The following is a 12567-nucleotide window of genomic DNA, read 5'->3' on the forward strand; positions in this document are numbered from 1 at the left end:
TCGTTAAGGAGGTGATCCAGCCGCAGGTTCCCCTACGGCTACCTTGTTACGACTTCACCCCAGTCATCGGCCACACCGTGGTAACCGCCCTCTTTGCAGTTAGGCTAGCTACTTCTGGTGCAACAAACTCCCATGGTGTGACGGGCGGTGTGTACAAGGCCCGGGAACGTATTCACCGCGGCATTCTGATCCGCGATTACTAGCGATTCCGACTTCATGGAGTCGAGTTGCAGACTCCAATCCGGACTACGATCGGCTTTTTGAGATTAGCATCACATCGCTGTGTAGCAACCCTTTGTACCGACCATTGTAGCACGTGTGTAGCCCTGGCCGTAAGGGCCATGATGACTTGACGTCGTCCCCGCCTTCCTCCAGTTTGTCACTGGCAGTATCCTTAAAGTTCCCGACATTACTCGCTGGCAAATAAGGAAAAGGGTTGCGCTCGTTGCGGGACTTAACCCAACATCTCACGACACGAGCTGACGACAGCCATGCAGCACCTGTATGTAAGTTCCCGAAGGCACCAATCCATCTCTGGAAAGTTCTTACTATGTCAAGGCCAGGTAAGGTTCTTCGCGTTGCATCGAATTAAACCACATGCTCCACCGCTTGTGCGGGCCCCCGTCAATTCATTTGAGTTTTAGTCTTGCGACCGTACTCCCCAGGCGGTCTACTTATCGCGTTAGCTGCGCCACTAAAGCCTCAAAGGCCCCAACGGCTAGTAGACATCGTTTACGGCATGGACTACCAGGGTATCTAATCCTGTTTGCTCCCCATGCTTTCGCACCTCAGCGTCAGTGTTAGGCCAGATGGCTGCCTTCGCCATCGGTATTCCTCCAGATCTCTACGCATTTCACCGCTACACCTGGAATTCTACCATCCTCTCCCACACTCTAGCTAACCAGTATCGAATGCAATTCCCAAGTTAAGCTCGGGGATTTCACATTTGACTTAATTAGCCGCCTACGCGCGCTTTACGCCCAGTAAATCCGATTAACGCTTGCACCCTCTGTATTACCGCGGCTGCTGGCACAGAGTTAGCCGGTGCTTATTCTGCGAGTAACGTCCACTATCTCTAGGTATTATCTAAAGTAGCCTCCTCCTCGCTTAAAGTGCTTTACAACCATAAGGCCTTCTTCACACACGCGGCATGGCTGGATCAGGCTTGCGCCCATTGTCCAATATTCCCCACTGCTGCCTCCCGTAGGAGTCTGGGCCGTGTCTCAGTCCCAGTGTGGCGGATCATCCTCTCAGACCCGCTACAGATCGTCGCCTTGGTAGGCCTTTACCCCACCAACTAGCTAATCCGACTTAGGCTCATCTATTAGCGCAAGGTCCGAAGATCCCCTGCTTTCTCCCGTAGGACGTATGCGGTATTAGCATCCCTTTCGAGATGTTGTCCCCCACTAATAGGCAGATTCCTAAGCATTACTCACCCGTCCGCCGCTAGGTCCGGTAGCAAGCTACCTTCCCCCGCTCGACTTGCATGTGTTAAGCCTGCCGCCAGCGTTCAATCTGAGCCATGATCAAACTCTTCAGTTAAAATCATTTTGCACCTTATTTATAGACAAGGTGCCAATTCTGGCTCATCAATTACTGACTTAAATTTCGCTCAAATAAACTTCGAGTAATTTAAACCAATCAATCAATGAAAATTATTTCGATTAATCAATCAGTAAAAATCCACACAAGTTGTTCTTCAATTCTCTTAATGATTTTTCTGCTCCTCGTCAGAGACAGATCCAACACAATACTAAGCTTTTATCTTAACCCTGTAAGCTAAGATATTCTTGTGTATCGCGTCGGGATGAGTGCATTATAGGGAAAAAAAACCGGTACGCAAGCACTTTTATAAATATCCATGCTCGACCGGTTCTTTTTCAGTCAAATAAATTTAAAAAATAATTTAAGTTATTGATTCATATATTTAATTTATTTTCCCATTGTTTTGATCTTTATATCTACAATCTTTATAGGCTGTTTTGGTACGTTTTGATGCATGCCATAGTTTGATGTAGGAACCTGAACAATACGGTCTACTACATCCATTCCTTTTACAACTTTACCAAAAACGGCATATCCCGGATTTCCCGGTGAACGGTTAAGAAATTTATTATCTGCGACATTTATAAAAAATTGGCTAGTAGCTGAATCTGGATCTGATGTACGAGCCATCGCTAAAGTACCACGTGTATTTGCAATACCATTTCCTGCTTCGTTCTTAATAGGTGCTCGTGTTGTCTTTTCCTGCATATTTGCAGTCATGCCACCCCCTTGTGCCATGAAACCAGGAATCACACGATGAAAAATTGTTTCTTTATAAAAACCAGACTTTATATAGCTTTTAAAGTTATTCACACTAATCGGTGCTTTATCGTCATACAACTCTATTTCGATGTTGCCTAAATTTGTTTGCATCTCAACTAAGCTATTAGCCCATACTGAGTGACTACTTAGACCTAGACAAAACAACATCAATAACTTTTTCATATTTTCCTACAATAAGTTTTATAAAAAGATAATTATTAAATTTAATCATCTACAGCGAAGAATTCTAGTGACTATTTATTAAGAATTTTTAAGTCTATTTGTTTATTTAATCCATGTTCCACGTGAAACATGGATTATTGAATTTACTTAACTATTTTTATCCCAAAATTTTCTGAAGTTTTTACTAATTTCGATAGTATGACGTTTGGCTTTTCTAGAAATTGGAGTCAGGTTAATAAAACCATGAGTCTGTTCCGGAAACTCTTCGTAATACATTTTTACGCCATTTTGTCTTAATTTATGACTATATATTTTCGCTTCATCATGTAGGACATCATGTCCAGCTGTAATCACAAAAGCTGGTGGATTTTTCTTTAGGTTGCCATAGGTGGGTGAAATAATTGGATCATCAAGTTCTACATTATGCTGAGTTGCATAATATTGTGTGACGTAATCAATATCGGTATTTGTTAAAACCAATCCTTCGTTATAGGCATAAAAAGAAGGATGTCTGCTTTTAAAATCTACTGTTGGATAGATAAGTAATTGTGCTTGTGGTGCATAAGCTTTATTTACTGATCTTTGCGCTACAACAGTACTAATATTTCCTCCTGCACTGTCCCCTGCAACCGCAATTCTATTTTTTAATATTTTTAATTGTCTGCGATTTTGATAAACCCATGCTAATGCATCTTCACATGACTGAATTAAATGTTGTGGTGAAACTTCCGGAGCAAGAGGATAGTCGATACTGAGGACCTGTACTTTTGCATATTTTGCTAATAAACGACAAACTTCATCATGAGTATCTAAACCACCTACAACAAAACCACCCCCGTGATAAAACACGATTAATGGCAGTTTCTTATTAGGAGTCGGATGATAATGTCTGGCAAAGATTGTGCCGCTTTGTAGTGGAAGACGAATATCTTCTACTGATTCAATATAAGTTGGTTTTTGACGTATGGCCTGCATTTGTGCATCAAACATTCTTCTTGATTGAATCGGATCAGAGCCAATGAAACCCACTCTCCCCTGTTTGATTTGCACAGCCATCATGCATTTCGTAAATGAATCGAGATCTGGGTATTGATAAGAATATCCTAAAATTTTAGCGAGAGACTCTTGGGCTAGTCGGGGTAACCTATCAAGTGCTCGAGCAGCAGGGCCTTGTCCCTTATCTAGCAATGTTTGAATTTTTTGATTAAATGCTGTCATGCCTGTCTCCTTGAATCCCTCTTATCCTTCATATTTTCTACAGAATTCTTTGTTGTTTGACTATATTCGCATACAACTCATGCAATCAAGATACAAAGGTAAAAACCAATCTACGCTAATCTGATTTATAGCAAATGTCATTAACAAATCTGTCGATTAAAACAGGACTTTTTTGCCAATTATTGTTAACAGACAAAAAGAGGGACTGCTATGTCAGCAAAACTAGTTGTTACTATGTTAGCAACCAGTCTTTTAACTGTAGGCTGTGTTGCTTATCCAGATGATCCTTATTATCGTGGTGGCGGATATGGTTACCATGATCATGATCGTCGCTATGATCGTGATGATCAACGTCGATATAATGATTGGGAACGAAAACGTTGGGAAGAGCGTCAACGAGTATATGAACAACAACGTAAAGACATTCGTGAACAAGAAAAAAATCGTCGTGAATGGGAAAAAAGGCACCGTGATTGGGATAAAAAACGGGTAGAAAATCGAGATCATGATCGTCGAGATTATCGTCACGATGATTAAACTCACTAAGATATAAAAAGCCCCAAAGAGATAAGTCTTCTGGGGCTTTTTTGAGGAATATAAATTCTCTCTAATTTATAGAAAAATGAGTAGCAGCTCATTTCATATATGTATCGGCATCATGAATATATATGTTCTATAAACTCATATCTCTTATTTTTAGCAGTGTATTACTGAGCAGTTGCAGAACCTGAAACTGAACCAGAAGCACCAGCGTCTACTTGACCAGGTTGTGCTTGACCAGAAACACCTGCATCGATACCAGCACCAGCATGTACGCCAGATGGGCTAGCACTTGTTTGAGCAGAACCAGAAGCGTTTAAACCAGCTTCTGATGCACAACCAACAGCTGTAAGAGCAACACCAGCAAGTACTACAGAGATAAGACCTAATTTTTTCATGATTGCTTTCCTTTCATTACGACAAACGTTTAAATGCAAAGTTCATCTTCGCGCTGCCTATAATTCACAATTTTTTTTTCTGACGTGCGTATCATTGGTTGTCTTTTGTAGTAATAGAAGTACAAATTCTGCAATTTTTTATTAAATTCATTTTTTTAATATGACCAACCTAATTTATAAATTAAACCATAGATAAACGATTGTTTAATTTTATCAATTTTTTCTTTTCATTCTGCTTGGCCGTTATATTTAAAATTTTTCCATTTATAGAAACGCTATATAAGGTACATAGACTGTTACAGAGCTTTTTGGCCCTTAAAAGTGGTTTTTCATAAAAAAGCCGCGAATGATCACGGCTCTTTTAAAAGTGAATACGGCTTAAATGTTAAATTATGGCCACTGCATTTCACCTTTTACGACCTTAGCCCCTAACTCTAAGCTATCCACGCTTTGAAGTGTTGGATATTGCTTTTGCATGAGTTTGCTCAACTCAGTAGCATTTTTAGTTGCTTTAGCTGCTTTTTCATAGCTATTTAAATAATTAATTGAAAAGTTAACAGCATCTAGGCCTTGTGGTGCGCCTTCTACCATATGAGCAGGTACGACAATTTTAGGTTGAAGGGCTTTAATGCTTTCTAAAGATTGAATGACTTCCACACGATCTTTGGTTTTAGGGGTATCGGCCATCCATAAATGAATGCCTGAAGATACCGGAATACCACCCACAACTGCTTTTGCAGAAGGAACCCATAAATAAGTAAGCTCTTTTTTACCTTTAATCTCGATTGATTCATTCTCAAGTTTTAAAGTTTTAGCAGTGTAAGCTTGAGGCACAATAATTTGGCTAGGTGCATTTGCACCCATTTGTGGCCCCCAATATTTAACTTTAAGCGCTTGAGTATCCTGAATATGCTTTACTGTTTCCGGCGTAGCAATGATCTGTACATTCGGGAAATACTGTTTAAATACGTCTAAGCCGAAATAATAGTCCGGGTCACCATAGCTTACAAAAATAGTTTTTAATGTTTTACCGCTATCAAGAATATTTGCAGCAATACGTAAAGCTTCAGATTTTGAAAATTGTGCATTAACCAATAAAACTTCCTTATCCCCTTCTATTAAGGTTGAAGTCACACCGAAGTGTTCTGGTTTAGCAAGAAAACTCTGAATTTTCAATTCTTGAGCAAAAGCTGACTGAGCCATGGTTAATGCTGTAGCAGTAGCCAGTGCGGAAGCGGTTAATTTAAATAATTTCATTAGGTATTCTCCTGTTTCATGAAGAACACTTTAAATTGCAATTTATGTAAGATAAACGCACTAATTTAAGATAAACTGTTGCATATATTGTAATAATAGCTAGACATATGGATACTTTAAAAGCGATTCAGGTCTTTGTTTCTATTGCACAACATGGCAATTTGACCAAAGCAGCCGAGCATCTTAATTATTCTCGTGCCATGGTTTCGCGTTATCTTGAACACCTTGAGCATACGTTCTCAACTCGACTTTTCCAAAGAAATACCCGAAAAATATCTCTTACTCCAGCAGGTGAGAAAGCTCTACTCTACTGTGAAAATATTTTACAACAGCAGTTACTCTTACAAGAACTCGCTGCACCTGAGCAGCATAATGGAACAATTCGTTTTACGTGCGGTTTATTTTTGTTTGAACTGGGGGTAGCAGAATGTATTCGACAGTTTAAACGTCAACATCCACATATTGATTTTGATGTTTACTTAACTGAAAACACCATGGATCTTATCGATGCACAAGTAGACTTGGCGTTACGTATCACTCAAAAGGTGGCCGATGGTTTAATTGCACGACCCGTTTGTCAAATCGAGTCTGTGTTCTGTGCTCATCCTGATTATTTGAAACAGCACAGTCCCCTGCTCCATCCTCGTCAACTTATTCAACATGAATGTATTGCTCATCACAGCCAACATCAATACTGGACACTTTTTGATAATGAACAACAGCCTCAGAACTATCCTTTAAATGTCACTTTTAAAAGTAATGATGTGAATGCGCTTTACGATATGTGCTTACACGCACAGGGAGTCGCAATGTTACCTACTTTATTAGTGGAGAAGGATTTAAAAGAAAAACGTCTAACTCCTTTATTTAAAAACTTTACGGCCCCTGAGTTAAGTTTGTCGGTCGTGTATGCTTCTAGACAGCATTTACCTCGAATTACTCAAGAATTTATAGCTTTTATGATTGAAAAGCTGGATTTTTACTTAAAACCGCAAAATTAAAGCTTTAAATTGCCGTGTACGCTTGAATTTTTAGGCAATGCCCATACTTCATCCCTATTAATGAATTACAGCATATGCATGGCAGTTCAGGTTTTACGCAGTAAATACTGATGCCAAAAAGGACTGTACATGTTTAAAAACCCATTTAAACGGAGATCATCAATGGCTAATGAGCAAAATGAGCAAGCTCAAGACATTCAAAATGAGCAAGCTGAGCAATCTAACGAGCAAACTCAGGCTGAAAGTGTAGAGCAAGCAAACGACGTTACCGTTGAATCTTTACAAGCGCAAATCACCAAACTAGAAGAAAATCTTAAGCTTGAAAAAGCTCGTACTGCTAATGCAGTTTACGAAGCACAAAAAAGCGTAGAGCGTATTCAACGTGAGTCTGAGAAACATAAAGAGACTGTACTTGAAAAATTTGCCAAAGAATTGTTGGACTCTGTCGACAATTTAGAACGTGCAATTCAGGCAGCTGGTGGTGAAGAAACACCTGTACTTGAAGGTGTTAAGTTAACCTTAAAGTCACTGTTAACGACTCTTGAGAAATTTGGTGTTGTAGAAGCTGATACTCAAAATGGTTTCAATGCAGATTTACACCAAGCTGTTGGCATTGACCCAAATGCCAAAGCCAATGAAATCGGCACCGTTTTACAAAAAGGCTATACCTTAAATGGTCGCTTGTTGCGCCCTGCTATGGTTATGGTTGGTCAATAAAATGAGCAAAAGCGAAGCATCGCTTCGCTAAAAGCACAAAATTTGAGAGTTTTTTGATTTTTTTTCATAAAAATGCTTGAAAAAAACCGATTGACTCTCATATCGAATAACAAGCAAAAACATTGCAACAGAATTTTAGAGGAACACACCAAATGGCGAAAATTATTGGTATTGACTTAGGTACTACCAACTCATGTGTTGCTGTACTTGAAGGCGATAAAGTAAAAGTAATCGAAAACGCTGAAGGCGCACGTACAACTCCATCGATCATTGCTTATAAAGATGGCGAGATCTTAGTTGGCCAAAGTGCTAAGCGTCAGGCAGTAACAAACCCTAAAAATACATTATTCGCGATCAAGCGTTTAATTGGTCGTCGTTATGAAGATCAAGCAGTACAAAAAGACATCGGTCTTGTACCATATAAAATCATTAAAGCAGATAATGGTGATGCTTGGGTTGAAGTAAACGATAAAAAATTAGCACCTCAACAAATCTCTGCAGAAATCTTGAAAAAGATGAAGAAAACAGCAGAAGATTACTTAGGTGAAACAGTAACTGAAGCGGTAATTACCGTTCCTGCTTACTTTAACGATGCTCAACGTCAAGCAACTAAAGATGCGGGTAAAATCGCTGGTTTAGATGTTAAACGTATCATTAACGAACCAACTGCTGCTGCACTTGCGTTCGGTATGGATAAAAAAGAAGGCGACCGTAAAGTTGCAGTTTACGACTTAGGTGGTGGTACATTCGACGTATCTATCATTGAAATCGCGGATCTTGATGGCGACCAACAAATTGAAGTGTTATCAACTAATGGTGATACTTTCCTTGGTGGTGAAGACTTTGATAACGCATTAATTGAATACTTGGTTGAAGAATTCAAGAAAGAACAAAGTGTGAACTTGAAAAATGATCCACTTGCGTTACAACGTTTGAAAGAAGCTGCTGAAAAAGCAAAAATCGAGCTTTCTTCATCAAATGCAACTGAAATCAACCTTCCATACATCACTGCTGATGCTTCTGGTCCTAAACACTTAGTGATCAACGTAACACGTGCAAAACTTGAAGGTTTAGTTGCTGATTTAGTTGCTCGTACGATTGAACCTTGTAAGATTGCACTTAAAGATGCTGGTCTTTCGACTTCTGACATCTCTGACGTAATCTTGGTTGGTGGTCAGTCTCGTATGCCGCTTGTACAACAAAAAGTACAAGAATTCTTCGGTAAAGAGCCACGTAAAGACGTGAACCCTGACGAAGCAGTTGCTATCGGTGCTGCAATTCAAGGTGCTGTATTATCTGGTGACAAGAATGACGTATTACTTCTTGACGTAACACCATTAACTTTAGGTATTGAAACAATGGGCGGTGTATTAACACCAATCATTGAGAAAAACACTACGATTCCTGCGAAGAAATCACAAGTGTTCTCTACTGCTGCTGATAACCAACCAGCTGTAGATATTTCAGTTTACCAAGGTGAACGTAAGATGGCTCAACAAAACAAATTGTTGGGTAACTTCCAATTAGGCGATATCCCACCTGCTCCACGTGGTGTGCCGCAAATTGAAGTATCGTTTGACATCAACGCTGACGGTATCTTGAAAGTATCTGCGAAAGATAAGAGCACTGGTAAAGAGCAATCGATTCAGATTAAAGCAAACTCAGGTTTGTCTGATGCTGAAATCGAAGCAATGATTAAAGATGCTGAAGCGAATGCTGAAGAAGACCGTAAGTTTGAAGAACTTGCAAAAGCTCGTAACGAAGCTGATGCATTAATTTCAAGCTCGAACAAAGCTGTTAAAGATCTTGGTGACAAAGTGACTGAAGATGAAAAAACAGCGGTAAGCACAGCAGTTTCTGAACTTGAAGCAGCAACTAAAGAAAATGACGTTGACGCAATTAAAGCGAAAACTGAAGCTTTACAAAACATTTTGATGCCGATCACTCAACGTGCTTATGAACAAGCACAACAAGCTGGTGGTGCTGAAGGTTTTGATCCTAATGCATTCCAAGGCGGTGATGCTGGTCAACAAAAAGCTGATGATGGCGTTGTAGATGCTGAATTTACAGAAGTAAAAGATGACAAAAAATAATTTGTCTCTTTAAAAAGACCGCGCGAAAGCGCGGTTTTTTATGAGTTACAAAAAGAAACAATTATTGTTTTTATATCAATTTGGTTATTTTGCAGTCAAAATAGTCAATTATTAAAATTAACTTTTTATTATTTATAATTATTTTAAAAAATTAAAATCACTGTTATTAAATCCATTAAATTTTCCATTAGTGCCAAATAAATAGATTTATCCCTTCCCTTTCTTTAGCAAGATCACAAAATGATCGCCTCCTTTGGTCTCCTTTATCACTTTGACGGATCCGAATTACTTACTAACAATAAGAATTTATTTGTATTTTTATTTTTGCCATGAAAAAATTTCTATGGTGGGGAATGAGCTTTTACTTAAGTATGAGCTTACACACAGTTGCTTTAGCTCAAAGCCATTTATCAACTATTTCTTTTAATCAACCTCTAAAATACAAGATTGATTATATAGATCCACGCTTTCATATTACCAAGGAACAATTTGTTCAAATTGGCAAAGAAGCTGCTGAAATTTGGCAGAAAGAAACTGGAAAAACTTATTTTATTTATGACTCACAAGCAGAGCTTACAATTAATTTAGTATTTGATGATTATCAAACTGCTCAAAATGAAAGAAAAATTAATATAAATAAGTTATTACAGCAGCAGGAAGAATGGCGGGAGAAAAATAAAGCTGTTCTTTTATCTAAACAACAAATAGAGGAGGAAACTACTCTTTTGAATGAAGCCAAAGTCCAGCTTAATAATAGATTTGAACAATATCAAAAGGATGTAACTATCTTTAACCAAGGAAATGTTGGGAAATTTAATCAAGCTGATTTAATTAAACGTCAAGCTGAGCTAACCAGATTATCATTAGATTTAAAAACAAAATTTTCTCATCATAGTAATAAAATAGAAACTCTTAATGCGCAAATTAAGCAAATAAATCAACAACAAAACATGCTTAATCAAGCTATCAAGGAATTTAATTTAAGCACAACTGATCGTCCTGAGACTTTTCATAAAGGCTTATTTAGTCAAAATCAAATTCAGATTTATGGCTTTAATTCATTTGATGATTTGCGTTTAACACTTGCCCATGAATTTGGACATGCATTGGGACTAAAACACACTACTGACCCTAAATCTTTGATGTACCCTCGTTTAAAGGAACAAGATATTCATAACTTCAAATTAACACATTCAGATTTAGATTTACTGAGTTCAACTTATAGTTCAAATGACAAAAATCATTAAAACTAACTGATTAAATAAACTAAATAAAATAAAAACTGTTCAAATTTTACTAACAAATAATTTGGCAAATGGTAAAAAATAATGAGACCAAAGTCTCATTTATTTATCGAAATTGTATATTTTTTGATTGATTTTTCATTTTATCTTCTTATAATACGTTTTTTTTAAAATCTCCCCCCTGACGACTCTGCGCTTAACATCTTTGTTATTAGGCTTGGCTTTTGCTTTTTCTAATTTTCAGGCCAATGCTCATCTTGCAACTCCTGTAAACACTCAAGTTCAGCAAAAAAATGCTCAACATTTAACATATAGAATTGCTGAAGTTGATCCTCGTTTTGGTTTAAGTCAAGATCAATTGATTCAGATTACTCAGCAAGCTGCTGATATCTGGAAAGAAGGTACAGGTAAAAATTACTTTACTTATGACCCAAATGCAAAGTTAGAAATTCGTCTTGTATACGATGATAGCCAAAATCGTTCAGCAGAGCGTCAAAAAATTTCTGCTCAGTTTAAGCAAGATCAACAACGTGTAATTGATGAACAGCAGCAAATTAAGCAGTTGAAGCAAAATTTTAGTCAAACTCAATCTGATCTTGAAAACAAAAAACAGATCTTAAATGAGAAGTTGAAAAATTTTGATCAACAAATGATGCAGTTTAACGAAGGTAAATTAGCACCTGAATACACAGCAAAATCTCTTGCGAAGACTCAGAAAGATTTACAGAAGCAAACTGTTTCTTTGAAGAAAGATATTGCCGCTTATAATCAGCAAGCTGCAGATTTAAACAAAAAGGTTAATCACTTTAATCAGATTAACGATCAGTTCAATCAATCTTTAAATCAGTTTAAGCAAAATGCCCAAGCTGATGTATTTAAGAAAGGGATTTATAACGGTAAACAAATCACAATTTATGAGTATAGCTCAATTGATGATTTACGTTTAACGATTGCTCATGAATTAGGCCATGCACTAGGCTTAAAACATAGCGATCAACCGGGTGCCCTAATGTACTCAGTTCGCAAAGACAGCGATAAAAAAAGTAATGTTTTAACTGATGCTGATCGTGATCTATTAAACGCTTTACCTCAATAATTAGTTATGAGACATAACGATGTATCTATTTTATAAATAGATACATCGAAATTCATGTCAAAGTCATGTTATTGTGGTTGTAAGAGCCGTCTAAAATAGAATGGAGATCAAGATGAGTTATTATCATATCCTGATTGAAGTAAATGACCACATTAGTACGATTGAACAAACTCGAGATATCGAACTATTTGATATTATTGAACTTAAACCGTACCTTCATTCTATTTTGTTGCCTTACTTTAACGAGCAAGAAATTGAGCTTGAAGATGAAAATATTGAATATAAAGATATTTTACATCTTGAAGTTAAACAGACTTTACTGCCTATCGAACATTTAATTGAAGAAGAACAGAAGCAATTACCAAGTGACACTGATGTCACTATTACTGCTTATGAAATCTTTAATGATCGCGACCTAAGCCAAGATGTCACTTCAGTTATTTTTGATATTTTAGAAGCAGTAAAGCTAGATCAATCCATAATTTAGTTATTCAATAAAAAAGGTCTGCATAT

The 12567-nt window shown here is 37.6% G+C and carries 9 protein-coding genes, 1 rRNA gene and 2 pseudogenes; 7 read left to right on the plus strand and 5 right to left on the minus strand.

Annotated features, from left to right (window positions below; all coding sequences use genetic code 11):
- Positions 1-4: 4 nt before the first annotated feature.
- From CSB87_RS09430 to CSB87_RS09440, 3 genes are all read right to left on the minus strand, one after another.
- Positions 5-1542, minus strand: a 16S ribosomal RNA gene (locus CSB87_RS09430).
- Between the two features lie 390 nt (positions 1543-1932).
- The gene (locus tag CSB87_RS09435) at positions 1933-2490 is read right to left on the minus strand and encodes a peptidylprolyl isomerase (RefSeq protein ID WP_004711225.1); all 558 of its coding nucleotides are present in this window, start codon (positions 2488-2490) and stop codon (positions 1933-1935) included.
- Positions 2491-2637: 147 nt separating this feature from the next.
- Positions 2638-3708 (minus strand): alpha/beta hydrolase, encoded by a 1071-nt coding sequence (locus CSB87_RS09440; RefSeq protein WP_023188037.1) that lies wholly within the window; start codon positions 3706-3708, stop codon positions 2638-2640.
- A 210-nt stretch (positions 3709-3918) separates the two neighbouring features.
- Between CSB87_RS09440 and CSB87_RS09445 the strand changes: the two genes are divergently transcribed.
- The gene (locus tag CSB87_RS09445; RefSeq protein ID WP_002051871.1) at positions 3919-4245 is read left to right on the plus strand and encodes a hypothetical protein; all 327 of its coding nucleotides are present in this window, start codon (positions 3919-3921) and stop codon (positions 4243-4245) included.
- A 170-nt stretch (positions 4246-4415) separates the two neighbouring features.
- On the opposite strand, the gene CSB87_RS09450 is transcribed toward CSB87_RS09445, so the two are convergent.
- Together CSB87_RS09450 and CSB87_RS09455 are read right to left on the minus strand one after the other, a co-directional pair.
- Positions 4416-4646 (minus strand): hypothetical protein, encoded by a 231-nt coding sequence (locus CSB87_RS09450; protein WP_002051903.1) that lies wholly within the window; start codon positions 4644-4646, stop codon positions 4416-4418.
- A 390-nt stretch (positions 4647-5036) separates the two neighbouring features.
- A complete protein-coding gene (locus CSB87_RS09455; protein WP_004711232.1) occupies positions 5037-5903 on the minus strand; it encodes an MBL fold metallo-hydrolase in 867 nt (288 codons plus the stop codon).
- 107 nt (positions 5904-6010) lie between these two features.
- On the opposite strand from CSB87_RS09455, the pseudogene CSB87_RS09460 reads away from it, so the two are divergent.
- From CSB87_RS09460 to CSB87_RS09485, 6 genes and pseudogenes are all read left to right on the plus strand, one after another.
- Positions 6011-6938 (plus strand): annotated as a pseudogene (locus CSB87_RS09460) (LysR family transcriptional regulator).
- Positions 6939-7066: 128 nt separating this feature from the next.
- Positions 7067-7621 (plus strand): nucleotide exchange factor GrpE, encoded by a 555-nt coding sequence (gene grpE / locus CSB87_RS09465; RefSeq protein WP_002051954.1) that lies wholly within the window; start codon positions 7067-7069, stop codon positions 7619-7621.
- A gap of 152 nt (positions 7622-7773) precedes the next feature.
- Positions 7774-9714: a molecular chaperone DnaK gene (gene dnaK, locus CSB87_RS09470; RefSeq protein ID WP_004884231.1), complete on the plus strand. Its 1941-nt coding sequence runs from the start codon at positions 7774-7776 to the stop codon at positions 9712-9714.
- 329 nt (positions 9715-10043) lie between these two features.
- Positions 10044-10961 (plus strand): matrixin family metalloprotease, encoded by a 918-nt coding sequence (locus tag CSB87_RS09475; RefSeq protein ID WP_004884233.1) that lies wholly within the window; start codon positions 10044-10046, stop codon positions 10959-10961.
- An 81-nt stretch (positions 10962-11042) separates the two neighbouring features.
- Positions 11043-12054 (plus strand): annotated as a pseudogene (locus tag CSB87_RS09480) (M57 family metalloprotease).
- Positions 12055-12154: 100 nt separating this feature from the next.
- Complete coding sequence (locus CSB87_RS09485) at positions 12155-12541, plus strand: hypothetical protein (protein ID WP_006581484.1); 387 nt, start codon at positions 12155-12157, stop codon at positions 12539-12541.
- Positions 12542-12567: the final 26 nt, after the last annotated feature.

The organism is Acinetobacter sp. AR_0276, from assembly GCF_003000705.1.
In the GTDB taxonomy this organism is placed as follows: domain Bacteria; phylum Pseudomonadota; class Gammaproteobacteria; order Pseudomonadales; family Moraxellaceae; genus Acinetobacter; species Acinetobacter nosocomialis.

Excerpts from the sequence above, each read along its gene's own strand:
- CSB87_RS09440 (WP_023188037.1), bottom strand. The coding sequence starts at position 3,708 with ATGACAGCATTTAATCAAAAAATTCAAACATTGCTAGATAAGGGACAA.
- CSB87_RS09450 (WP_002051903.1), bottom strand. The coding sequence starts at position 4,646 with ATGAAAAAATTAGGTCTTATCTCTGTAGTACTTGCTGGTGTTGCTCTT.
- grpE (WP_002051954.1), top strand. The coding sequence starts at position 7,067 with ATGGCTAATGAGCAAAATGAGCAAGCTCAAGACATTCAAAATGAGCAA.
- dnaK (WP_004884231.1), top strand. The coding sequence starts at position 7,774 with ATGGCGAAAATTATTGGTATTGACTTAGGTACTACCAACTCATGTGTT.
- CSB87_RS09475 (WP_004884233.1), top strand. The coding sequence starts at position 10,044 with ATGAAAAAATTTCTATGGTGGGGAATGAGCTTTTACTTAAGTATGAGC.
- CSB87_RS09445 (WP_002051871.1), top strand. The coding sequence starts at position 3,919 with ATGTCAGCAAAACTAGTTGTTACTATGTTAGCAACCAGTCTTTTAACT.
- CSB87_RS09455 (WP_004711232.1), bottom strand. The coding sequence starts at position 5,903 with ATGAAATTATTTAAATTAACCGCTTCCGCACTGGCTACTGCTACAGCA.
- CSB87_RS09435 (WP_004711225.1), bottom strand. The coding sequence starts at position 2,490 with ATGAAAAAGTTATTGATGTTGTTTTGTCTAGGTCTAAGTAGTCACTCA.
- CSB87_RS09485 (WP_006581484.1), top strand. The coding sequence starts at position 12,155 with ATGGAGATCAAGATGAGTTATTATCATATCCTGATTGAAGTAAATGAC.